At 54.0% G+C, this 23,458-nt stretch carries 23 protein-coding genes and 1 pseudogene; 15 read left to right on the top strand and 9 right to left on the bottom strand.

Annotated features, from left to right (window positions below):
• Positions 1 to 136 precede the first annotated feature (136 nt).
• Together atpD and MKZ79_RS16630 are read left to right on the top strand one after the other, a co-directional pair.
• On the top strand, positions 137 to 1,519 hold the full coding sequence (gene atpD, locus MKZ79_RS16635) for a F0F1 ATP synthase subunit beta (RefSeq protein WP_125289176.1): 1,383 nt from the start codon (positions 137 to 139) through the stop codon (positions 1,517 to 1,519).
• A gap of 21 nt (positions 1,520 to 1,540) precedes the next feature.
• Entirely contained in the window at positions 1,541 to 1,960 is a 420-nt protein-coding gene (locus tag MKZ79_RS16630; RefSeq protein WP_336143687.1) for a F0F1 ATP synthase subunit epsilon, read from the top strand.
• Positions 1,961 to 2,102: 142 nt separating this feature from the next.
• Here MKZ79_RS16630 and MKZ79_RS16625 read toward each other — a convergent pair whose 3' ends face one another.
• Positions 2,103 to 2,546, bottom strand: a complete 444-nt coding sequence (locus MKZ79_RS16625; RefSeq protein ID WP_336143686.1) for a winged helix-turn-helix domain-containing protein — start codon at positions 2,544 to 2,546, stop codon at positions 2,103 to 2,105.
• A gap of 563 nt (positions 2,547 to 3,109) precedes the next feature.
• On the opposite strand from MKZ79_RS16625, the gene MKZ79_RS16620 reads away from it, so the two are divergent.
• From MKZ79_RS16620 to glmS, 5 genes are all read left to right on the top strand, one after another.
• Complete coding sequence (locus MKZ79_RS16620; protein WP_336143685.1) at positions 3,110 to 5,191, top strand: glycosyl hydrolase family 18 protein; 2,082 nt, start codon at positions 3,110 to 3,112, stop codon at positions 5,189 to 5,191.
• Between the two features lie 57 nt (positions 5,192 to 5,248).
• Positions 5,249 to 5,767: a lysozyme gene (locus MKZ79_RS16615; protein ID WP_336143684.1), complete on the top strand. Its 519-nt coding sequence runs from the start codon at positions 5,249 to 5,251 to the stop codon at positions 5,765 to 5,767.
• On the top strand, positions 5,764 to 6,096 hold the full coding sequence (locus MKZ79_RS16610; protein ID WP_336143683.1) for a phage holin family protein: 333 nt from the start codon (positions 5,764 to 5,766) through the stop codon (positions 6,094 to 6,096). The genes MKZ79_RS16615 and MKZ79_RS16610 overlap by 4 nt, the downstream gene beginning before the upstream one ends.
• Positions 6,097 to 6,285: 189 nt before the next feature.
• Positions 6,286 to 7,656 (top strand): bifunctional UDP-N-acetylglucosamine diphosphorylase/glucosamine-1-phosphate N-acetyltransferase GlmU, encoded by a 1,371-nt coding sequence (gene glmU, locus MKZ79_RS16605; protein WP_336143682.1) that lies wholly within the window; start codon positions 6,286 to 6,288, stop codon positions 7,654 to 7,656.
• Positions 7,657 to 7,816: 160 nt separating this feature from the next.
• Positions 7,817 to 9,649, top strand: a complete 1,833-nt coding sequence (gene glmS, locus MKZ79_RS16600) for a glutamine--fructose-6-phosphate transaminase (isomerizing) (RefSeq protein WP_336143680.1) — start codon at positions 7,817 to 7,819, stop codon at positions 9,647 to 9,649.
• Between the two features lie 96 nt (positions 9,650 to 9,745).
• Here glmS and MKZ79_RS16595 read toward each other — a convergent pair whose 3' ends face one another.
• From MKZ79_RS16595 to MKZ79_RS16585, 3 genes and pseudogenes are all read right to left on the bottom strand, one after another.
• Positions 9,746 to 10,207 (bottom strand): DUF943 family protein, encoded by a 462-nt coding sequence (locus tag MKZ79_RS16595; protein ID WP_336143679.1) that lies wholly within the window; start codon positions 10,205 to 10,207, stop codon positions 9,746 to 9,748.
• Positions 10,204 to 11,036, bottom strand: a pseudogene (locus MKZ79_RS16590) (YPO3983 family protein). The gene MKZ79_RS16595 and the pseudogene MKZ79_RS16590 overlap by 4 nt, the downstream one beginning before the upstream one ends.
• A gap of 335 nt (positions 11,037 to 11,371) precedes the next feature.
• Positions 11,372 to 11,788 (bottom strand): hypothetical protein, encoded by a 417-nt coding sequence (locus tag MKZ79_RS16585; RefSeq protein WP_336143678.1) that lies wholly within the window; start codon positions 11,786 to 11,788, stop codon positions 11,372 to 11,374.
• A gap of 597 nt (positions 11,789 to 12,385) precedes the next feature.
• On the opposite strand from MKZ79_RS16585, the gene pstS reads away from it, so the two are divergent.
• From pstS to phoU, 5 genes are all read left to right on the top strand, one after another.
• A complete protein-coding gene (gene pstS, locus MKZ79_RS16580; RefSeq protein WP_336143677.1) occupies positions 12,386 to 13,426 on the top strand; it encodes a phosphate ABC transporter substrate-binding protein PstS in 1,041 nt (346 codons plus the stop codon).
• 68 nt (positions 13,427 to 13,494) lie between these two features.
• The gene (gene pstC, locus MKZ79_RS16575; RefSeq protein WP_336143675.1) at positions 13,495 to 14,457 is read left to right on the top strand and encodes a phosphate ABC transporter permease PstC; all 963 of its coding nucleotides are present in this window, start codon (positions 13,495 to 13,497) and stop codon (positions 14,455 to 14,457) included.
• A complete protein-coding gene (gene pstA / locus MKZ79_RS16570) occupies positions 14,454 to 15,341 on the top strand; it encodes a phosphate ABC transporter permease PstA (protein WP_336143674.1) in 888 nt (295 codons plus the stop codon). The genes pstC and pstA overlap by 4 nt, the downstream gene beginning before the upstream one ends.
• 42 nt (positions 15,342 to 15,383) lie before the next feature.
• Positions 15,384 to 16,154: a phosphate ABC transporter ATP-binding protein PstB gene (gene pstB / locus MKZ79_RS16565; protein WP_336143673.1), complete on the top strand. Its 771-nt coding sequence runs from the start codon at positions 15,384 to 15,386 to the stop codon at positions 16,152 to 16,154.
• 16 nt (positions 16,155 to 16,170) lie between these two features.
• Positions 16,171 to 16,902, top strand: a complete 732-nt coding sequence (gene phoU, locus MKZ79_RS16560; RefSeq protein ID WP_253456809.1) for a phosphate signaling complex protein PhoU — start codon at positions 16,171 to 16,173, stop codon at positions 16,900 to 16,902.
• Positions 16,903 to 16,964: 62 nt separating this feature from the next.
• Here the strand turns inward: phoU and MKZ79_RS16555 are convergent, their stop codons facing one another.
• The 3 genes from MKZ79_RS16555 to tssD are packed head-to-tail and all read right to left on the bottom strand — an operon-like array spanning position 16,965 to position 18,265.
• Positions 16,965 to 17,402: a hypothetical protein gene (locus tag MKZ79_RS16555; protein WP_336143672.1), complete on the bottom strand. Its 438-nt coding sequence runs from the start codon at positions 17,400 to 17,402 to the stop codon at positions 16,965 to 16,967.
• Positions 17,399 to 17,761 carry a tlde1 domain-containing protein gene (locus tag MKZ79_RS16550; RefSeq protein WP_336143671.1) on the bottom strand — a complete coding sequence of 121 codons (363 nt, stop codon included), beginning with the start codon at positions 17,759 to 17,761 and terminating at the stop codon, positions 17,399 to 17,401. The genes MKZ79_RS16555 and MKZ79_RS16550 overlap by 4 nt, the downstream gene beginning before the upstream one ends.
• 12 nt (positions 17,762 to 17,773) lie before the next feature.
• Positions 17,774 to 18,265 (bottom strand): type VI secretion system tube protein TssD, encoded by a 492-nt coding sequence (tssD, locus tag MKZ79_RS16545; RefSeq protein WP_336143670.1) that lies wholly within the window; start codon positions 18,263 to 18,265, stop codon positions 17,774 to 17,776.
• 270 nt (positions 18,266 to 18,535) lie between these two features.
• On the opposite strand from tssD, the gene MKZ79_RS16540 reads away from it, so the two are divergent.
• Positions 18,536 to 19,075, top strand: a complete 540-nt coding sequence (locus tag MKZ79_RS16540) for an AAA family ATPase (protein ID WP_336143668.1) — start codon at positions 18,536 to 18,538, stop codon at positions 19,073 to 19,075.
• A 112-nt stretch (positions 19,076 to 19,187) separates the two neighbouring features.
• The gene (locus tag MKZ79_RS16535; protein ID WP_336143733.1) at positions 19,188 to 20,378 is read left to right on the top strand and encodes an MFS transporter; all 1,191 of its coding nucleotides are present in this window, start codon (positions 19,188 to 19,190) and stop codon (positions 20,376 to 20,378) included.
• Between the two features lie 39 nt (positions 20,379 to 20,417).
• Here the strand turns inward: MKZ79_RS16535 and yieH are convergent, their stop codons facing one another.
• The gene (gene yieH / locus MKZ79_RS16530; protein WP_336143666.1) at positions 20,418 to 21,080 is read right to left on the bottom strand and encodes a 6-phosphogluconate phosphatase; all 663 of its coding nucleotides are present in this window, start codon (positions 21,078 to 21,080) and stop codon (positions 20,418 to 20,420) included.
• Between the two features lie 205 nt (positions 21,081 to 21,285).
• On the opposite strand from yieH, the gene MKZ79_RS16525 reads away from it, so the two are divergent.
• A complete protein-coding gene (locus tag MKZ79_RS16525) occupies positions 21,286 to 22,599 on the top strand; it encodes an NCS2 family permease (RefSeq protein WP_336143665.1) in 1,314 nt (437 codons plus the stop codon).
• Between the two features lie 27 nt (positions 22,600 to 22,626).
• Here MKZ79_RS16525 and MKZ79_RS16520 read toward each other — a convergent pair whose 3' ends face one another.
• On the bottom strand, positions 22,627 to 23,358 hold the full coding sequence (locus MKZ79_RS16520) for a 4'-phosphopantetheinyl transferase family protein (protein WP_336143664.1): 732 nt from the start codon (positions 23,356 to 23,358) through the stop codon (positions 22,627 to 22,629).
• Positions 23,359 to 23,458 lie beyond the last annotated feature (100 nt).

Raw genomic sequence — 23,458 nt, 5'->3', positions numbered from 1 at the left:
TGGAACGACAGCAAGTCAGCAAGCGAATGAGTCCCGTGGAGCTTATTTAACCAGGTGAGACGGGTAAGTTTACGCAGCTAACGCAGATGTCGTTTCAAGTGAGCCGGGTAGAAACGAATTAGGTAGAGGATTCAAGATGGCTACTGGAAAAATTGTCCAGGTAATCGGCGCCGTTGTTGACGTCGAATTTCCTCAGGACGCAGTACCACAAGTGTACAGCGCGCTTGAGACTAAAAATGGTGATGCCCGTCTGGTGCTGGAAGTGCAGCAGCAGCTGGGTGGTGGCGTGGTTCGCGCCATCGCAATGGGTTCCTCCGACGGCCTGAAGCGCGGTCTGGAAGTCGCTGACCTTGCACACCCAATCGAAGTACCGGTAGGTACCGCGACGCTTGGCCGTATCATGAACGTGCTGGGCGAGCCAATCGACATGAAAGGCGACATCGGCGAAGAAGAGCGTTGGGCTATCCACCGTTCCGCACCTTCATACGAAGACCAGTCCAACTCTCAGGAGCTGCTGGAAACCGGTATCAAGGTAATCGACCTGATGTGTCCGTTTGCGAAGGGCGGTAAAGTTGGTCTGTTCGGCGGCGCGGGTGTAGGTAAAACCGTAAACATGATGGAGCTGATCCGTAACATCGCGGCTGAGCACTCAGGTTTCTCCGTATTTGCCGGTGTGGGCGAGCGTACCCGTGAAGGTAACGACTTCTACCACGAAATGACCGACTCCAACGTTATCGACAAAGTATCTCTGGTCTACGGCCAGATGAACGAGCCGCCAGGAAACCGTCTGCGCGTGGCGCTGACCGGCCTGACAATGGCTGAGAAGTTCCGTGACGAAGGCCGTGACGTTCTGCTGTTCATCGATAACATCTACCGTTACACCCTGGCCGGTACCGAAGTGTCCGCGCTGCTGGGTCGTATGCCATCTGCGGTAGGCTACCAGCCAACGCTGGCGGAAGAGATGGGCGTTCTGCAGGAACGTATCACCTCGACCAAAACCGGTTCTATCACCTCCGTACAGGCCGTTTACGTTCCTGCGGATGACCTGACTGACCCGTCTCCAGCAACTACCTTTGCGCACTTAGACGCAACCGTGGTACTGAGCCGTCAGATCGCGTCTCTGGGTATCTACCCGGCGGTTGATCCACTGGATTCCACCAGCCGTCAGCTGGATCCGCTGGTTGTAGGTCAGGAGCACTACGATGTGGCTCGCGGCGTGCAGTCTCTGCTGCAGCGTTACCAGGAGCTGAAAGACATCATCGCCATCCTGGGTATGGACGAGCTGTCAGAAGACGACAAGCTGGTAGTTGCTCGCTCTCGTAAGATGCAGCGCTTCCTGTCTCAGCCGTTCTTCGTGGCAGAAGTCTTTACCGGTTCTCCGGGCAAGTATGTGTCGCTGAAAGATACCATCCGTGGCTTTAAAGGCATCATGGACGGCGAATTCGACCATCTGCCAGAGCAGGCTTTCTACATGGTGGGTTCCATCGAAGAAGCCGTGGAAAAAGCGAAGAAACTGTAACGGTTTCCCGGGAGGTTAATTATGGCTATGACTTTTCACCTGGACGTGGTCAGCGCGGAGCAGCAGATGTTCTCCGGCACTGTGCAGCGTATTCAGGTGTCAGGTAGCGAAGGCGAGCTGGGCATTCATCCCGGCCACGCACCGCTGCTGACCGCCATTAAACCTGGTATGGTTCGCATCGTGAAAGAGCAGGGCGACGAAGAGTATATCTATCTCTCCGGCGGCATGCTCGAAGTGCAGCCAGGCGCGGCTACCGTGCTGGCTGACACCGCGATCCGCGGCGCTGACCTCGACGAGGCCCGCGCAATGGAAGCGAAACGCAAAGCCGAAGAGCACATGAGCGGCTCGCACGGCGATGTGGACTTTGCTGCCGCGTCGGCTGAACTGGCCAAAGCGATCGCCAAACTGCGCGTGATCGAGTTGACCAAAAAAGCGATGTAGTTCAGGTTTAAGCAAGAATGCCAGTCAGGAAACTGCCTGGCATTTTTTATTGCTGCTATCAAAGGGTATGCAGAGATAAAGTAGAAACCGTCGTGGTTATCCACTTCTATTTAATGTTGTAATTAAACAGGGGGTAAGCGGCTTAGCTGCGCCAGAATAAAAACAGCAGCGTACAGAAAGTCATCGCCACGGCCACCGCGGTCAACACCGAACAAACGAGATACTCCTTTTTATTGCTGATGGCCGATACGGCTGGTTTCTGCTCCGCCTGCGGCTGTTCAGGGATGTAGATATAGCCTTTGCCGGGTATGGTTTTGATGCAGTTTCTGAGGTTAACCGCTGCCAGGTCGCGGCGTATTTTATATACCAATTGCGTGAGGTTAGCGTCATCGATAGTCGCAGCGCGGTTTTCCCAGATAGCGGCGATCAGATTGCTTTTTGTCAGCTCGGTTTCGGGATGACGAAGAAAATAGCTGAGCAAACGCTTCTCTTTTTCGCTTATAGTTAATGTGATATTGCCGTTAACCAGATGGTTTCTCTCTTCTGACAAATAGATATTATTACCGAGATAGATTTCTTCGCTCATGACTATAACCTGTTAGATTGATAACCTGTAATGGAGTAGAAAGGTACTGTCGCGAATATCGTTTCGCTACAGCCTTAGCAAATCCTTATTAATGTAATATCTGTATCGTATTTTTATTTTTTTAGCAGCTGTCGGCTGCTTTACGGTTTCGCTCTGTTAGTGGCAGCAATATACCAGCACAAAAGCGCAGACCGGATTGTAATTATTGAAAGACGTATCGTAAAAAGTGCGGCTGAAAAGGCGCGAAGCCGCAGCGCGACGCGGTTTGTCGGGCTTTACGCCCGCGTGATGTTATGTGAGGTTCTAATTATTGTTTATCCGTTATTGATAAACGAGAATTCGGTCTTATTTTCCGTATCGCCCTTATTGAGCTGCCGTTGAATAATATCGCCTGTCTGACGGCGCGCATGGCGTTATTAATATTCTCGCAAAGGGCATGATTGCCGCCTGATAATTATTCTTTATTTGTAACTGGTAAGCCCGTCCGCGTCGGGTAAAAGTTTGTCGGCCACGTTCAGGCGTTGGCACCGAGTTCATTAACTTTTACCAGAGAAGGATTTACCATGAGTAAGTTAATTCAGAAGGATATCTATACTGAACAGTCGTATGCCGCTGACGGATTCGACCCGGCAACAAACACCTCCGAGTATAGCTATACTTCAGGTCGCGTTGCGAAGCGCGCTTATAACAAATATAACACCGCCAACAAGCCAAAACTCTTTGGCTACTATACCGACTGGGCGCACTACGATCAGCGTCAGGTCGATGGTAACGGCAACATCCTGAAAGCGAACCGCGGTCGCGGTATCGATATTACTAAGCTTGACCCAACCGCCTACGACAAAATCATCTTCGGTTTTACCGGCATCGTCGGCGACCAGGGCGACAACAAGCTGAAAATCGAAGCCGCCGCTAAGCAGACGCTGAAAAAAACCAACGAGATGACCATCCTGGATCCGTGGGGCGACTGCCAGTCCTACATCAACTGCGGCTTCAGCGGCTGGAAAGCTTTCGGCTTTGGCCCTGGCAGCATCGGTTCCGATACGGAAGAAGATTGCTTTTATCAGGATCATCCAAACCTGCAGGGCGTGCTGGGCGCAATGCGTGATTTGCAGAAGAAAGCCAATGCCCAGAATCACGATCTGGCGCTCTCTTTCAGCCTCGGCGGCTGGACCATGAGCGACGCCTTCCATGAACTGGCGAAAAGCCAGAGCGCGATTGATACGCTGGTGGCCAGCATCATCGATTTCTTTAAACGTTTCCCAATGTTTTCTGAAATTGACATCGACTGGGAATACCCAAATGCGCCAGGCGCCGGCAACCCTCACGGCCCGGAAGATGGCGAAAACTATGCGGTGCTGATCGCTACGCTGAACAAAGCGCTGAAAGCCAACGGCATGAGTCATGTGAAGATCAGTATCGCTTCTTCCGCGAACGTCGATGTGCTGAAGCATTCCAATATCAAAGGTCTGCTGGAAGTGGGTCTGTACGGCATCAACCTGATGACCTATGACTTCTTCGGTACGCCGTGGGCTGACGGCCTGGATCATCACGCTAACCTGTATAAAACCGCCAATACCACCTATAGCCTGGAAGAAGCGGTGGAATACCTGCTCGACCTGGGCGTGGATCCTGAAGCTATCAACATCGGCTATGCAGGCTATTCACGCAGCGCCAAAGGCGGCGAAATCTCCTCTTTCTCTCCGCTGAAAGGCACCTATGACGGCAACGGCACTACGGCAGGCACTTTCGAATCAGGCTGTGTTGAATGGTACGACATCATCAACAACTACCTGGATCTGGAAAATCAGTGCGGTCGTAACGGCTATAACGTTTATACCGATGATGAAGCCTGCGCGGATTACCTGTACAGCCCAACCTCTAAGGTCTTCCACTCTATCGATACGCCGCGTACCGTTCGTGAGAAAGCTCGCTACGTTATCGAAAAAGGCCTGGGCGGTCTGTTCACCTGGACTATCGACAACGACAACGGCCTGCTGGTCAACGCCGGTCGTGAAGGTATGGGCTGCCCGATTGTGCAGCAGAACATCGATATGTCGCCTTTCTACTTTAAGGGCATCAATATCGACGGCGAAAACCCGGTTGATCCAGTAGACCCTATTGACCCTGTAGATCCGGTTGAGCCAGTCGACCCTGTAGATCCGGCCGATGACGTTACGCCGACAGCCGTTATCACCATGAAAGCCGTTGGCGGCAGCACGCTGGTGTTCTCTGCGGATAAATCCACTAAAGCGGCCAGCTACAAATGGTCAAGCAGCGGCAACGTGCAGATCGTTTCTCCACAGGCGCGCGAAACCAATGTGGTTCTGCCAGCCGTTACCGCGGAAAGCGTGGTGGAAGTGCTGCTGACCGTGACCGCCGCAAACGGCAAAAGCGATATGGCTTCTTATAAAGTCGTTATCGCGCCTGCCGCTTCCGTTACTCCGGATGAACCTGTGGTGCCGGACGAGCCTGTCGTTCCTTCTGACTATCCGCAGTGGAGCGCAACCGCTGTCTATGTGGAAGGCGATAAGGTAAGCCATAAAGGCGTTAACTATATCGGTAAATTCTGGTCACAGGGATCTGAACCTGGTCTGGAAGAAACCACCGGTCAATATGGTAAACCCTGGGATTATCTTCGTTAATTAAAACAATAATGCTCCTTCGGGAGCATTATTATGCCTTGCCGTCAGAGTAGAAAAATGAATATTTCAGAAAAGGGCCTCGAATTTATTAAGGCTCAGGAAAAACTTCGTTTAAAAGCGGAAAAAAATTACGCGGGCGTCTGGACTACAGGCTATGGCCATACGGAAAACGTCAGCGAAGGCGATAGCGTTACGCCTGAACAGGCCGAAGCGCAGCTCAGAAGCGATCTTGCGCGGTGCGCTGCGGTTCTGAATAAGGCGCTTGCCGTTCCGGTTACGCAGAATCAGTTTGACGCGCTCTGTTCCATCCTGTTCAGCGTCGGTAAAGGCGAGCGCGGCGTCAGGGCCGGTTTGATTGAGCTGAAAAGCGGCCTGCCGTCGACGCTGCTGATGTTTTTAAACCAGGGCTGTTACGCCGCTGCCGCCGAGCAGTTCGGATCGTGGATTTACGCCGGTAACGGCGTGGTTAAGGAGCTTATTTACCGCCGGGAACGGGAAAAAGATCTTTTTCTCCGCAAAAACCAGGCTGAGTCTGCGACGATGCGGCCTTTATCTGCCAGAAGGTCAATAGCATGATAAATAATACTGAAACTATGGTGCTGATAAAATTTTTAACGCAGCATCATCTGCTGGATGCCATGATAGTAGCCAGCGCCGGAGGCGTTGTTAATTATTTTATTCACGGCGAGCTGATAAAAGAAAATAAAGGAAAGCTGGCTTATTTTTTAAAACATATTTTTATTTCTATGTTCACTGGTTTTGTTATCGGCCTGCTCTGCGTCGATTTCAGCGCCTCCACCACGCAAACGCTGCTCTTTTCTGCGATTGCCGGTACCAGCGGCAGCGAGGTCGTGGTTGTGCTGCAGCAGAAAGTATCAGAGTGGTTGAAAGCCAGAGCCGTCTGATCGCCGACAGCGGCTGAACTTTGATGATATCATGCTGACGCTGAGGGACGCTCGCCTGCCTTGCAGGCCTGACGCCCTTTCTCGATCGGCGAAGAGTATTTTTGAGCGGTAAAAGAAGTAGTATTTCCGCCACAAAACCGATTTACTTTTCGCCAGGATAGCGACTTTCAGAAATCAAGCAGGATGTCTATGTCAAACAGCGCGCTGAGCGTGGTAATCCTTGCCGCAGGCAAGGGAACCCGTATGTACTCCGATCTTCCCAAGGTTCTTCATCTTCTGGCCGGCAAGCCGATGGTGCAACACGTCATTGACGCCGCTAACGGCGTGGGCGCTGACAAAGTTCATCTGGTCTATGGGCACGGTGGCGAACTGCTGCGGTCGACGCTGACCGATCCCTCTCTGAACTGGGTGCTGCAGGCTGAACAGCTGGGCACCGGTCACGCCATGCAGCAGGCTGCACCTTACTTTGCGGATAGCGAAGATATTCTGATGCTGTACGGCGATGTCCCGCTGATTACCGTCGAAACGCTGCAGCAGCTGCGCCAGGCTAAACCTGCGGGCGGCATCGCGCTGTTGACGGTTGTGCTGGATAACCCAACCGGCTATGGCCGTATCCTGCGTGAACAGGGTGAGGTGACCGGCATCGTGGAGCAGAAAGACGCCACGCCGGAGCAGCTGGCTATCCGCGAAATCAACACCGGCATTCTGCTGGCCAACGGCGGCGATCTGAAGCGCTGGCTGAGCAAGCTGACCAACGACAACGCTCAGGGCGAATACTACATCACGGATATTATCGCGCTGGCGCATCAGGAAGGACGCGTCACGCAAACCGTTCATCCCGCGCGCAGCACGGAAACCGACGGCGTCAACAACCGGCTGCAGCTGGCGACGCTGGAGCGCGTTTATCAGGCGCAGCAGGCGGAAAAACTGCTGCTGGCGGGCGTAATGCTGAAAGATCCCGCGCGTTTCGATCTCAGAGGCGAGCTTAAGCATGGTCGCGATGTGGAGATCGATACCAACGTGATTATCGAAGGCCGCGTGCAGCTTGGCGATCGGGTGAAAATCGGCAGCGGTTGCGTACTGAAAAACTGCGTGATTGGCGACGATTGCGAAATCAGCCCTTATAGCGTGCTGGAAGAGGCCACGCTGGCCGCCGCCTGCACCGTCGGCCCGTTCGCCCGCCTTCGTCCGGGCAGCTCGCTGGCCGAGCACGCGCACGTTGGCAACTTTGTCGAAATGAAAAAAGCGACGCTGGGCAAAGGCTCGAAAGCGGGCCATCTGAGCTATCTGGGCGACGCTTCGATCGGCGCCAACGTCAATATCGGCGCCGGCACCATCACCTGCAACTATGATGGCGCCAATAAATCGCTGACGGTTATCGGCGATGACGTTTTCGTCGGCTCGGACACCCAGCTGGTGGCGCCGGTTTCGGTTGCGGCAGGTTCAACCATCGCTGCCGGTACTACGGTAATGAAAGATATTCCCGCGGCAGGCCTGACCTACAATCGCAAAGAGCAAAATCTGAAAGCAGACTGGCAGCGGCCAGTGAAGAAAAAATAATTTTACGGGCGGCGAAGATCGCCCGAAAGCAGTAAAGGATGCTCGTCATCCCCATAAAAATAATCCCCACTCTCTACAAGGCTCGGGGAACCGGAACATACCGGAACAAACAGGCAGAAGACAAGTTAATGGCATACGCCATAACGTCAGGAAAACAACTATGTGTGGAATTGTAGGTGCAGTAGCGCAGCGTGATATCGCAGAAATCCTGTTGGAGGGATTACGTCGCCTGGAGTATCGGGGCTATGACTCCGCCGGCCTGGCCGTGGTGACCGCCGAAGGGCAGATCACTCGTCTTCGCCGCGTAGGCAAAGTGCAAAAGCTGGCGGAAGCGGCGGAAACCACGTCGCTGACCGGCGGCACCGGTATCGCGCACACTCGCTGGGCAACGCACGGCGAGCCGTCGGAAGCCAATGCGCATCCTCATATCTCAGAACATATCGTTATCGTGCATAACGGCATTATTGAAAACCACGAGCCGCTGCGCGAGCGGCTGAAGTCGCTGGGCTACCGCTTTGCTTCCGAAACGGACACGGAAGTGGTCGCGCACCTGGTGCACTGGGAGCAGAAGCAGAGCGGCGGTTCGCTGCGCGAAGTCGTACAGCGCGTTATTCCGCAGCTGCGCGGCGCTTACGGCATGGTGATCATGGACAGCCGCGATCCGTCCGTGCTGGTGGCGGCCCGTTCCGGCAGTCCGCTGGTGATTGGCCGCGGCGTGGGCGAGAACTTTATCGCCTCTGACCAGCTGGCGCTGCTGCCGGTCACGCGTCGCTTTATCTATCTGGAAGAGGGCGATATCGCGGAGATTAGCCGTCGCGACGTCGTTATTTTCGATGCGCTGGGCGAACGCGTGCAGCGTGGCGAAATCGAATCCAGCGTGCAGTACGACGCAGGCGATAAAGGCGTTTACCGCCACTATATGCAGAAAGAGATTTATGAACAGCCGCAGGCGATCAAAAACACCCTGAGCGGGCGTTTCAGCCACGGCGAAGTCGATCTCTCCGAGCTTGGCCCGCACGCCAATGAGCTGCTGGCACAGGTCGAACATATTCAGATTGTCGCCTGCGGTACCTCTTACAACTCCGGCATGGTATCGCGCTACTGGTTTGAAGCGCTGGCCAACGTGCCGTGCGACGTGGAGATCGCTTCCGAGTTCCGCTACCGCAAATCGGCGGTGCGCAAAAACAGCCTGATGATCACGCTGTCGCAGTCTGGCGAAACGGCGGATACGCTGGCGGCGCTGCGCCTGTCGAAAGAGCTGGGCTATCTTGGTTCGCTGGCGATCTGCAACGTGGCCGGCTCTTCGCTGGTACGCGAATCCAGCCTGGCGCTGATGACCAAAGCCGGCACGGAAATCGGCGTGGCTTCCACGAAAGCTTTCACCACGCAGCTGACCGTGCTGCTGATGCTGGTGGCTAAAATTGGCCGCCTGAAAGGGATGGATGCGCAGATCGAGCACGATATCGTCCACGGTCTACAGGCGCTGCCAAGCCGCATCGAGCAAATGCTGTCGCAGGACAAGCAGATTGAAGCGCTGGCGGAAGAGTTCTCCGACAAGCATCATGCGCTGTTCCTGGGCCGAGGCGATCAGTATCCGATTGCGATGGAGGGCGCGCTGAAGCTGAAGGAGATCTCCTATATCCACGCCGAAGCCTACGCGGCGGGCGAGCTGAAGCACGGCCCGCTGGCGCTGATCGATGCCGATATGCCGGTTATCGTGGTTGCGCCCAACAACGAGCTGCTGGAGAAGCTGAAGTCGAACATTGAAGAGGTTCGCGCTCGCGGCGGGCTGCTCTATGTGTTCGCCGATCGGGACGCCGGCTTTGTGGACAGCGAAGGGATGCGCATTATCCCGCTGCCGCACGTGGAAGAGATTATCGCGCCGATCTTCTATACCGTGCCGCTGCAGCTGCTCTCCTATCACGTCGCGCTGATTAAAGGCACCGACGTCGATCAGCCGCGCAACCTGGCGAAATCGGTTACGGTAGAGTAATTGACCAACGCGCTAACCAGTATGGTTAGCGCGTTATCTTTTGCTGTAATTTGTGGCGGCCAGTGGCAAGGTTGTTTCTTCACGCAAAGTACAATCCTAATCGAACCGGACTTTTATAATATCGCCATCCTGGCCCAAGCGATAATTATCGCCATCGTACGCGTTGAAAGTGATACCAAAATTTCTGCTTTTATCTACGGAAAAAACAGCCTCCTTTTCGATACAGTTGACTTTAGTTTTCATATCGTCAAAACAGAGCCGGTCATACTTTCCCTCTTCTTTATAACCCTCACCGAAATCCCAAAAGATAATGGTAAAGTAACCAGACGATGAGGGTTTAGGGATATCATATTTTTCTTTCAGCCTGTCTTTGTTTTTCAGCCACCAGTTTATTTTCCCCTTATCTGTTAGTGGAAAATTTCTGACTAAAACATTGCTGTGATTATCATTATCATGAACGGCAATAATTTCTACCGGACGCAGCGATAACCAAAGCCAGTAACCAGACAATACGCAGCCAGCCAGAAAGAGCAGAAAGATGGCTTTCCTGTTTTTCATTTTCGTTTTCCTGTCATTTCTACGGTGGCTTCCATATTGGTCAGGGCCTGAAGCCAAACTGATTGTATCGCTGTAGCACAAACCAGATGCGGAAAAAGCGGAACTGATTGAACCTGAATTTTGAAATATCGTCAACGTCAAGGCCAAAGTGATCCTGAACTTTGTAATGTACTACCGCCCGATAATGGTCATTGTCAACCTGCAGCGATTTTAGCGTAATGTGCGTAGCCCAGGTATCGTGGACTGTTATACCCATGCCGTTAAAATTGTCCTGGAAGCGGTCAAATTTAGGGAGCTTTCCTTCAAGGATAGTTTTTCGTAACTCATCTTTATCCTTTGCCGGGTAATGCTTACCTTCCCAGTCAATATATTTTCCAATAGTCTCACTTAACCGTAAACGAGTGCTGTTTGGCGTGTTATCGGACAAAATATGATCCTTCAGCGCCCTGTCCAGGCTCATACTGCTGAAGGGTGAACCGTTGCCATGCTGCATGTGGGTAATCATCTCTTCGATCAGATGACGATAAGGCCCGTATACCGAGAACAGGGAGGAGAGCTGGCGGAATTCATCAAACAGAATCGCAGCGCACTGCTGGCGGGTAATCTTCCTGCCTTCACCACGGGAGCCGTAAAACATAGACTGTGGCTGATTAAACGGCGTGATTTTCGTCAGGGTATAAGGATTAGCTCTGGTGGAAACATCCACCAGACCATAATGGGATTTTAGCTGTGCTTCGGTCAGGTCTCCGCAACGCATATCACTGGCGCTGTCGTCGTCCATTCTCTTTTGGGTTTTAAACAGGGTGCAGGGAAATTGTAGTTTGGCCATTGCAACACTCTCCTTGTGTTATCGTCCGATGCAATCCTTACAAAGGATACGTGATAAAAGGTCGGAGAGAAAACGCTGCGCGGCTCCTCTGCCTGAATTCGGATTTCCGGCCGCTTCAGCGAGAAAGAGTAGCGTATGCCCTGGCCTGTAGCTGACGACAACATGCTCCAGTCGATTACCTTATTCGACAGCTGGTTCACCCGCCAGCAATCTGCCGCGGCGCTATGTTGTATTTAATCGTTTTCCTGGCGTATAGCAGCCGCGCAACCTGGCGAAATCGGTCACGGTAGAGTAATTGACCAACGCGCTAACCAGTATGGTTAGCGCGTTATCTGTTAGCGCGTCTGGCTTTTCACTTCGTCCAGCGATTTTTTTAGTCCGGCGATTTCTTCTTTAAGGCTCGCGGTCGTTTTCTGCAACAGGTAAATCGCCAACTCTTTTTCTCCTTCGCTTCTCTTCATTTCCTGCACTTCCTGCATTTTTCGATCAAACATGCTTTTTTGTTCATCTATTATTTCCTGCTGCGTAGCTATCTTTTTTTCCAATTCAGAGATTTTTTTAGGTATCTTTTCTAATTCACTAACTTTGAACGCTGGATAAAATTCTGGATTCGTAGCTCGGTTAATAGCTATTAAATAATCATCGTAAAGATAAGGGTTTCCTTTATACCGTGGGTTTTCATCTGCTGCTATAGCCGACCCGCCAAAGGTTAATAACAGTACACCGGCTATCGTCTTTGCTCTGTTGTTCATAAAAAATTCCCTTAATTAATATATCCTGATTTGTAGTAGATTGGCTGAATCAACCGTCATCGACGGTCATGCCGTGTTTGATAATAAGCGGCTTATAGCGGCTGAAAATTGAGTAAAAGATGATTTTTCTTCAATGAAAAATGGAGAAAGGTAAAGCTGCGTCTGCGTCCTTCTCCTGGTCGTAAAATCGTCCTTATCTTACCCATCAAACAAAGTGGGTATGTTGAACTTGTCAACGCCTGAAGAACTCTGCGAAAGGGGTCATCTCATAGCGTTCCTTTACAATGAAGCAGATGCTTTTTGACGGCTGCCGTGTGCGGGTAAAGCTGGCCGCTGGTTTGCTTCATTATTTCACACGGGAGAGCGGCGCGGTGCAATGCGATGTCGCTTATGTCGTTGAAAAGAGGCACGTGCTAACGCAACGGGGACGGGCTTCAGGCCAGTTTTTTCTGGAGCCATTGCTTAAAAGATCTCCGTCACAAAACTGTCATATTGCGTACATTTTACTGTCATCAAACTGTCCTATTTTGCCTCCAGCAGCAATCATTATTCATACTAAAACAGTATAAAGACTGACTTTAATCCCCTGGAGGGAATATGACACTGATGCAAAAGACCCTGGCTCGCTGTGTGGCTGTCACCCTGTCGCTGAGCGCGGTTTCCGCTTTCGCTGCCGACAACCTGACCGGCGCAGGCGGGACTTTCCCGGCGCCGGTTTATAACAAATGGGCGGCCGAGTACAACAAAGCAACAGGCGCGCAGATTAACTATCAGGGCATCGGTTCCTCCGGCGGCGTAAAACAGATTATCGCTAAAACTGTCGATTTCGGTGCTTCCGACGCGCCGATGAAAGATGAAGATCTGCAGAAAAATGGCCTGTTCCAGTTTCCAACCGTGATTGGCGGCGTGGTGCTGGCGGTCAATATTCCCGGCGTGAAATCCGGCGAGCTGACGCTGGACGGCAAAACCGTTGGCGACATCTACCTGGGCAACGTGAAAAAGTGGAACGATCCGGCCATCACTAAACTGAACCCTGGCATCAAACTGCCTGATTCCAATATCAACGTGGTGCGCCGCGCTGACGGTTCCGGCACCTCTTTTGTCTTCACCAGCTATCTGGCGAAAGTGAACAGCGACTGGAACAGCAAAATCGGCAAGGGCAATACCGTTAACTGGCCAACCGGTTTGGGCGGCAAGGGTAACGACGGCGTAGCCGCTTTCGTCCAGCGTCTGCCTGGCTCTATCGGCTATGTGGAATACGCCTACGCGAAACAGAACAACCTGGCCTACACCAAACTGCTGGATGCCGACGGCAAAGCCGTAGCGCCGAGCGAGCAGAGCTTTAGCGACGCGGCGAAAGGCGCGGACTGGAGCAAATCCTTCGCCCAGGATCTGACTTACCAGAAAGGCGACAACGCCTGGCCAATCACCTCCACGACTTTCATCCTGATGCATAAAGAGCAGGCTAACGCGGAGAAAGGCGCGGCGGTACTGAAGTTCTTCGACTGGGCCTATAAAAACGGCGACGCCACCACCACCAGCCTGGATTACGCGGCGCTGCCGGATTCCGTGGTGGAGCAGATCCGCGCCGCCTGGAAAACCAACGTGAAAGACAGCTCAGGCAAAGCGCTGTACTAAGCTGAGCAATCGGCTGTGAGTCCCGGGCGGCCATTGTGCCGCCCAACACTTTTACTATCGGGAATTTTATGGCTACAACCAGGCCGACATTCAACGCACCCGGCAAGCAAGGCGACATCATCTTTGGCGCGCTGGTCAAACTGGCGGCGCTGATTGTGCTGTTGCTGCTTGGCGGCATTATTGTCTCGCTTATCTTCTCCTCCTGGCCCAGCATTCAGAAATTCGGTTTCTCTTTTCTGTGGACTAAAACCTGGGATGCGCCCAACGAGCAGTTTGGCGCGCTGGTGCCGATTTACGGCACGCTTGTGACCTCCGTTATCGCCCTGATTATCGCCGTACCGGTAAGCTTCGGCATCGCGCTGTTTCTGACCGAGCTGGCGCCAGGCTGGCTGCGCCGTCCTTTAGGGGTAGCGATCGAACTGCTGGCCGCTATCCCCAGCATCGTTTACGGCATGTGGGGACTCTTTATTTTCGCGCCGCTGTTTGCCACTTACTTCCAGACGCCGCTGGGCGACCTGATGGCGAATATTCCCATCGTCGGCACGCTTTTCTCCGGCCCGGCTTTCGGCATCGGCATTCTGGCCGCCGGGATTATCCTGGCGATTATGATTATTCCCTATATCGCTTCGGTAATGCGCGACGTGTTCGAGCAGACGCCGGTAATGATGAAAGAGTCCGCCTACGGCATCGGCTGTACCACCTGGGAAGTGATCTGGCGCATCGTGCTGCCGTTCACTAAAAACGGCGTGATTGGCGGCATTATGCTGGGACTGGGCCGCGCGCTGGGTGAAACCATGGCGGTGACCTTTATTATCGGCAATACCTACCAGCTGGACAGCGCCTCGCTGTTTATGCCGGGCAACAGCATCACCTCCGCGCTGGCGAACGAGTTCGCCGAGGCCGAGTCGGGCGTGCATACCGCCGCGCTGATGGAGCTGGGTCTGATCCTGTTCGTTATCACCTTTATCGTGCTGGCCTGTTCGAAGCTGATGATCCTGCGCCTGGCGAAAAGTGAAGGAGCGCGCTCATGACCATGATGGCGATGCAGTCTCGCGCGGAGCTGGAAGCTTCCCGCCGCAAAATGCAGGCGTGGCGGCGGATGAAAAACCGCATCGCGCTGGCGCTTTCCCTGATGACGATGGCTTTTGGCCTGTTCTGGCTAATCTGGATCCTGTGGGCGACGATCACCCGCGGCGTCGACGGCATGACGCTGGCGCTGTTTACGGAAAATACGCCGCCGCCGAATACGGCCGGCGGTGGCCTGGCCAACGCCATTATGGGCAGCGGCCTGCTGATTTTCTGGTCGACGATTGTGGGTACGCCGTTGGGCATTCTGGCCGGAATCTATCTGGCGGAATATGGCCGTAAGGGCTGGCTGGCGGAAACTATCCGTTTTATCAACGATATCCTGCTTTCCGCGCCTTCTATCGTGGTCGGCCTGTTCGTCTACACGCTGGTGGTGGCGCAGATGCAGCACTTCTCCGGCCTGGCGGGCGCGGTGGCGCTGGCGCTGCTGCAGATCCCTATCGTGATCCGCACTACCGAGAACATGCTGAAGCTGGTACCGGACAGCCTGCGCGAAGCGGCCTACGCGCTGGGTACGCCGAAGTGGAAGATGATTTCCGCTATAACGCTCAAAGCGTCGGTGTCGGGCATTCTGACCGGCGTGCTGCTGGCGATAGCGCGTATCGCTGGGGAAACGGCGCCGCTGCTGTTTACCTCGCTCTCCAACCAGTTCTGGAGCACCGATATGCTGCAGCCGCTGGCAAACCTGCCGGTGACGATCTTTAAATTCGCCATGAGCCCGTTTGCCGAATGGCAAAGCCTGGCCTGGGCGGGCGTGCTGCTGATTACCCTTTGCGTGCTGATTTTAAATATCCTGGCGCGCGTGATTTTCGCCAAAGGCAAACACTGATCCGACGCGCGGCTACGGCGGCGCGCATAAGCGAGAAAAAGAATGGCTGACAACACTTCCGGCAACATGATTCAGGTTCGCGATTTGAACTTCTACTACGGGAAGTTTCATGCGCTGAAGAACATCAATCTCTCTATTGCCAAAAACCAGGTAACCGCTTTTATCGGCCCGTCGGGCTGCGGCAAATCGACGCTATTGCGCACCTTTAACAAGATGTTTTCGCTCTATCCGGAGCAGCGTGCCGAAGGCGAGATTCTGCTGGATGGCGAAAACATTCTGACCGCCAGCCAGGATATCGCCCTGCTGCGCGCGCGCGTGGGCATGGTGTTCCAGAAGCCGACGCCGTTCCCGATGTCGATTTACGACAACATCGCCTTCGGCGTGCGCTTATTTGAAAAACTTTCCCGTGCCGAGATGGACGAGCGCGTACAATGGGCGCTGACCAAAGCGGCGCTGTGGACGGAAACCAAAGATAAGCTGCATCAGAGCGGTTACAGCCTTTCCGGCGGCCAGCAGCAGCGCCTTTGTATCGCGCGCGGTATTGCGATTCGGCCAGAGGTGCTGCTGTTGGATGAGCCGTGTTCCGCGCTGGACCCGATCTCTACCGGACGCATCGAAGAGCTGATCACCGAGCTGAAGCAGGATTACACCGTGGTGATCGTCACGCATAACATGCAGCAGGCCGCGCGCTGTTCCGACCATACGGCCTTTATGTATCTGGGCGAGCTGATCGAGTTCAGCGATACCGATACGCTGTTTACCAAACCGCACCAAAAACAAACTGAAGACTACATTACCGGCCGCTATGGTTGATTGACTGGAGAAGCGCATGGACAACCTGAATCTGAACAAACATATCTCCGGGCAGTTCAACGCCGAGCTGGAGCACATTCGCACCCAGGTGATGACGATGGGCGGCATGGTGGAGAAGCAGCTGACGGACGCCATCGTCGCGATGCATAACCAGGATGCCGAGCTGGCGCAGCGGGTGATCGACGGCGACCAGAAGGTCAATATGATGGAGGTGTCGATTGACGAGGCGTGCGTGCGCATTATCGCCAAACGTCAGCCGACCGCCAGCGACCTGCGGCTGGTGATGGCGATCATCAAAACCATCTCTGAGCTGGAGCGCATCGGTGACGTGGCGGAAAAAATCAGCCGCACGGCGCTGGAAAAATTCGGCCAGCAGCATCAGTCTTTGCTGGTGAACCTGGAGTCGCTGGGCTATCACACTATCCAGATGCTGCACGACGTGCTGGACGCCTTCGCGCGGATGGATCTGAACGCCGCCATTGAGATCTATCGGGAAGATAAAAAGGTCGATCAGGAGTATGAAGGCATCGTGCGTCAGTTGATGACCTATATGATGGAAGATCCGCGCACCATTCCCAGCGTGCTGACCGCGCTGTTCTGCGCGCGCGCCATCGAACGCATCGGCGACCGCTGCCAGAATATCTGCGAAATCATCTTTTACTTCGTTAAGGGCCAGGATTTCCGTCACGTCGGCGGCGATAAGCTGGACGAGCTGCTGACCGGCGAAAGCGACGACAAGCCGGTTTGACCGGCGCTATTAGTGCGCGCAACAGTACTCTGCGCGCACTGAAACAGCCGGATCAGGCGCCGCTATGGGTGTGGATATTGCTGCATTTCGTCATGAACCTCCTGCATTATCTCAAGACATTCCGCCGCCGCCGGGCCTGCTTTTTTAAGCGCCAGTTCCGCTTTCGCGTAATCATCCTCATTTTGCGCGCCGGGCAGGCAGCATATAAACGATGCAGCGAAACGCTGTTTCAAAGGCTCTGTGACTATGTCCAGCGATTGGGTTGCATTAATAACAGCTACAGGGTTTTTAATCAGCGCCGTGCTAAGGGCGGTGGTCAATTCCTCCGTATGCTCGTAGTCGAGCGTATTGCCAATACTATTGATTTTTTCCGAAAACGCCTGAAGCGTTTTGGGGTCGGCCTGTTCTATCAGGCGGAGATAAGCGCTCCATTCGTCAGACGAAGCCAGGCATGCCGTTGATAAAACAGAGGCGAACAGAACAATGGTGCGAGCGATCATCTGACCACCTCCAGCGTTTTATCGGATGACTTTATTATTTTTTCGCGGATACTCGAGTCCATTATTATGCAGCCCTGAGAACCAAAGCCGGGTAGGGCTGGCGCCCTCTTTTCGCCGTGAATACGAAAAGCAGAACGGCCAAAACTTTCGCCGGAAGTTTGTTCCAGAATAATGGTCATTGGCCCCTTTGAGCGCGTATAACCGCCAATATGATAAGTTCCGCGCGGCAACGGCCCCATGCTTTTAACATGCTGGCGGTCAGGGTTGTTTTTGTTCGTCAGGCTACCCGAGTAACCTTTACCGATTAACTTGCCGTTATGCCATAGCTCACCGGTACTTTGATAGTATATCCATGCCATCTGTCATACTCCTTATGCTGCGCTGCGCTCTTTCCATGAGTCAGCGTGGATAATGTTGCCGTCCAGATATCTCCAGGTGATTTTTTCATACATCAGTTCGAAGATTTCAAGGTGACCGCAATGCTCGTAATCAGGATCTTTCACATCTTCCATCACGGGGGCAATACAGGTAATTTTGGCGCCTTCAAGGAAGACGTTGAAATACTCTTCTTCCTGGCCGGCGTAATTGATTCGATAGAATTTAAGCTCGGCCGACTTCAGGCGTCTTCCGGTGGTGACAAATTGATAAAGGTACGGGCTGGAAGCGTCTACTTCTTTGGTAAGAATAAAAGGTACATGTTCGCGTGTTGCCGTTATCTTGCCGGTCAAATCGTCCGTGGGAAGGAATACGTGGTGAGCCAGCGAGACGATCTCAATGCTTCCCTCACGCTGGACTGCGTCGACAGAGCCTTTAACCAAATTTCCGGCATCGTCTTTTAACCATAAATAAACGGGTATAGTCATTTAACAATCCTTTGTCTGTTAAGAAAAAGGAAGTATTTCCCTTGCATGCCCTGAGTGTACATTTATATTTTACTATTTAATGACATGTATCAATTAATTTTAATAAAGGATTTCTGAGGAGATTTTTATTCACGAAAATCTTCACAAAACTGCTCACCGGCGAAAGGCCTGTTTGACGGCTATTCCGTGCGCAGCGAAAAATTTAGCTCTCCGCGCACCGCAAGAAAAGTTAATATTTGAAGCCCTATACCACAAGGACGCGACAGCCTGATGCACAATCTTATTCCTCTTGCCGCTTTAGGCCCGCGTATCTGCATTATGGGGCCGTCCAATAGCGGCAAATCCACCTTTGCCAAAGCTATCGCCGATACGACTCAATTCCCCGTGGTGCATCTCGACAGGCTTTTTCATCTGCCGGACACGCGCTGGCAGGCACGCTCGCAGGAAGCGTTTTTCGCGCTGCATGATGAGGCGATCAAAGGCGACTGCTGGATAATGGAAGGCAACTATCATCGCTGCCAGAAAACCCGCATGGCGCGGGCAACCGGGCTGATAGTATTAGATGTTTCTTTGCCTCGTATGCTCTCTCGCTACTTTTACCGCACGCTTTTCCAGCGCGATCGGGTCGGCGGCGTTCTGCCCGAAAATCAGCGGGATCGTATTACCGGCGAAATGCTGAAATATCTGCTTTTCGCCACGCCACAGAAAAGAACGCAGCTGCAAAAAGTTTTCGCTAAATGCGACCTGCCAAAACTCTGGCTTGCTTCGCCGCAGCAGGTTCATGCCTGTTACCGCGCCTGGTCGCTCTGACTGCCGGGCTTTGGTTGGCCCATCGGCGGCCATAATTTATACTTGCCGCACTTAATAACGGCAAGGAACTCCCGTGACACAACCTAAAAAAGGCGTAACGCCCGGCAAAGCGATGCTGGCGGCGATCAGCGGCTACGCAATGGACGGCTTCGATCTGCTGATTCTGGGCTTTATGCTGCCCGCTATCAGTCTTTCGCTGTCGCTGAATCCCTCTCAGGCCGGATCGCTGATGACCTGGACGCTGATCGGCGCAGTTATCGGCGGCGTGCTGTTTGGTCATCTCAGCGACAGGCTTGGCCGTATCCGCGTGCTGACCTTCACTATCCTGATGTTTTCTGTTTTTACCGGCCTTTGCGCTTTTGCTCAGGGCTACTGGGATCTGCTGGCGTACCGCACGCTGGCGGGCGTCGGGCTGGGCGGCGAGTTCGGCATCGGCATGGCGCTGATTGCCGAAGCCTGGCCTGCCAACAAGCGCAACCGCGCTTCCGCCTGGGTCGGCATCGGCTGGCAGCTTGGGGTGCTGCTGGCCGCGTTTATCACGCCACTGTTGTTAACCTACATTGGCTGGCGCGGCATGTTCCTTGTCGGGCTGCTGCCGGCGGCGGCATCCTTTCTTATTCGTCGCGGTCTGGGCGAGCCGGAAGGCTTTACGCGTCACGTAGATGTGCATCAGGGACTGTCGTTTGCCGCCAGGCTGAAGCTGCTGTGTAAGGATGCCGCGACCACCAAAGCCAGCCTCGGTATCTTTATCCTCTGTTCGGTGCAGAATTTCGGCTATTACGGGTTGATGATCTGGATGCCAGGCTATCTGGCCAGCCGCTTTGGTTTTTCGCTGACTAAATCAGGGCTGTGGACAGCAGTAACGGTAGTTGGCATGACTTTCGGTATCTGGCTGTTCGGCGTGCTGGCGGATCGCTTCGCGCGCTGGAAGATTTTCCTGCTTTATCAGGCTGGCGCGGTGGTGATGGTGATTGTCTACGCGCAGCTACGCGATCCGATGATGATGCTGTTTGCGGGCGCGATAATGGGCCTGTTCGTTAACGGCATGATTGGCGGCTACGGCGCGCTGATCTCCGATACCTATCCCGTGCAGGTCAGGGCGACAGCGCAAAACGTCCTGTTTAATCTGGGCCGTGGCGTTGGCGGTTTTGGGCCGCTGGTTATTGGCTTGCTGGCCATGCAGTTCTCGTTTGTGGCGGCGATTACGCTGCTGGCGCTGATCTATCTGCTGGATATCTTCGCCACGCTGTTTCTGCTGCCGAAAACTCAGGGGAAAGAGGATACGCTGGGCGCTATTGGGTAAAGGATGCGTCCCGCATCGGATCGGCGCGGGACGTTAAGCTTAGCGTGTAAGCTGCCAGCCTTTTTGCCGCCAGAGTTCCGGCAACTGAGCCATATCGTCAAAAGGCGTGACCAGCGGATGATCCAGCGGCTTGTTGTGCGCATCCGCGCAGTAGTAAAACACCGGGATACCGGCGGCGATGCCCGCTTTCGCGCCCGCTTCTGAATCATCCACCAGAATGCACTGCTCGATCGGTACCGCCATCTGCTCTGCGGCATAATGCATCAGCGCCGGATCGGGCTTCCAGCTTGAAATCGTATAGCCGCTGTACAACCGGTCATCAAAATAGCCGAGCATACCGGTCAGCCCCAGCGAATGCTGCATCTTGGGCACCGTGCCGTTCGACACCACGCACATTGGCGCCGTTATCTGTTCCAGCAGCGCTTTGGCGCCAGCAACTGGCTGGAGCTGTTCGTCAAACAGGCGCGCTACTTCCTGACGGTAGGCCGGCTCCAGCTCTTCGGCGCTGGCGCTCAGGGAATGTTCTGCGGTAACGTCGGCAATAATGTCGTAGAGCTTCACGCCTTTATATTTTTCAAACATTTCCTGTAGCGAAAGCGTCGCGCCATAGCGTGCAAAGGTGTTCACATAGGCCTGAGTGCAAAGCAGCTCGCTGTCCACCAGCGTGCCGTCGCAGTCAAAAAAGATACAGCTTACAGACATCGATTCATCCTTAATAAGTGAGCCTGAGATTACTTTAACCGCCGTCCGTTAAAAGGCGACCAAAATTTTAATTATCAGTTAACGGCGGTGAACGTTCGGTAAAAGAGGCGCAATCGGTTGCGAAAAAACTCCCGCGCCGTCTGGCAAATTAAAATTTATCGGTTAGGATAGCCGACGATAACTTTTCTCCGTTTTGGAATCTTATATGAACAACTCAGGTCTACTGCAGCGGATCTTCAAACTACAGGAACATGGCACGACGGTGCGAACGGAAGTGATTGCCGGCTTCACCACCTTCCTGACCATGGTCTATATCGTTTTCGTGAATCCGCAGATCCTGGGCGTGGCGGGGATGAACACCCAGGCCGTGTTCGTGACCACCTGCCTGATTGCCGCCGGAGGCAGTATTCTGATGGGGCTGCTGGCTAATCTGCCGGTAGCGCTCGCGCCCGCGATGGGCCTGAACGCCTTTTTCGCCTTTGTGGTGGTTGGCGCAATGGGCGTCTCCTGGCAAACGGGAATGGGCGCAATCTTCTGGGGCGCGGTAGGCCTGCTGCTGCTGACGCTTTTCCGCGTGCGCTACTGGATGATTTCCAATATTCCGGTCAGCCTGCGCGTGGGGATTACCGCCGGCATCGGCCTGTTTATCGCGATGATCGGCCTGAAAAACGCCGGTATCGTGGTGCCTAATAAAGAGACGCTGGTAGCGGTCGGCGATCTGACTTCCCACAGCGTGCTGCTGGGCGCGCTGGGCTTCTTTATTATCGCTATCCTGGCTTCGCGCAATATTCATATCGCCGTGCTGGTATCGATTGTGGTCACCACGCTGATCGGGCTTGCGCTGGGCGATGTGAAGTATGGCGGCCTGTTTTCCATGCCCACAGGCGTTACCTCAATCCTGGGCGAAGTAGATTTAAAAGGCTCGCTGAACGTCGGCATGGCCGGGATTATCTTCTCCTTTATGCTGGTCAACCTGTTCGACTCTTCCGGCACGCTGATCGGCGTAACGGATAAAGCCGGGCTGACCGACGAAAAAGGGACTTTCCCGCGCATGAAGCAGGCGCTTTACGTGGACAGCATCAGCTCCGTGGCGGGCGCTTATATCGGTACTTCTTCCGTCACCGCCTATATCGAAAGCTCTGCTGGCGTCTCTATCGGCGGCCGCACCGGTCTGGTGGCGGTGGTCACGGGCATTCTGTTCCTGCTGGTGATGTTCCTTTCGCCGCTGGCGGGCATGGTGCCTGCCTACGCTGCCGCGGGCGCGCTGATCTATGTGGGCGTGCTGATGACTTCCAGCCTGGCGCGCATTAAGTGGGAAGATCTGACCGAAGCCGTTCCGGCCTTCGTCACCACCGTAATGATGCCGTTCAGCTTCTCTATCACCGAAGGCATCGCGCTGGGCTTTATCTCTTACTGCGTGATGAAGCTGGGCACCGGCCGCTGGCGCGAAATCTCGCCGTGCGTCGTTGTTGTGGCGCTGCTGTTCGTGCTGAAAATCGTCTTTATCGACGCGCACTAATCTGAACGGGCCGATGGCCCGTTTTTTTCAGCAGAAGCCCGCCTTTTCCGCGGGCAAGCTAATCAGGCGTAGCGCGCGCGGCCCCATATTTTGTCCACGAACAGGCGCAGCCTGTAGGCTTTCCCAGCCGGTATTATTCACTTCCCATAACGTTAGCTTTTCGCCGCCGGGCGAATGGGCGCAGGACCAGATAATCAGTGGTTCGACATCGGAAATGGCCTCTATCTGCGGCAGCACCTGCGAGCGCAGCCGGGCAGACGCGGGATGCAGCTGTAGCGCACTTTTCTCTTTATTGTCGGTAAGCTTGACGATGCTTTGCCGCAGCGCCCAGAGCTGCGTCGCGGCTTCAATGGGATCGGCCTGCGCCCGTACCCAGGCTTTTTCCGCCTGCGTGACTTCTTTGGCGTACTGTTCCAGCGTCTGACGACTATGGGCGCGCACTATCTCCATATCCAGCCCCACTTTGCCGCCTTCTTCGGCCAGCAGCACGCCAACGATATTGCCCGCGTAGGCGATGCTGAAATCGGGTAAGCCGGCATTGATAAAAAAGGGACGTCCGTTGGGGGAAAGCGCGATCTCCGGCAGTTGGGAGATACCGTAGAGGCGCAGCAGCATCTCCGCCAGCAGCATACGCGCCGCGAGAAAGCGCATTCGCCTTCTTTCCGGCAGTTTACTGGCGGCTTCTGTGACCTGTTGAGAAAGGCGCTGTACCGGGACGCCGGCATCCGTCAGGGCCCAACGAGCAAAATGACTGGCCATCTGTCGCTCCGTGAAAAATGGATAATAAACCCGCCGTTATTGTAAGAATTTTCTTAGTAGGGTGCACATAAGTTTCCTCTTTCGCGCTCAATTTAGGATT

Origin of the sequence: Erwinia sp. CGal63 (assembly GCF_037026505.1) — a bacterium.
Classification (GTDB): Bacteria; Pseudomonadota; Gammaproteobacteria; order Enterobacterales; family Enterobacteriaceae; genus Erwinia.
This window is presented reverse-complemented; position numbering and strand designations above follow the sequence as displayed.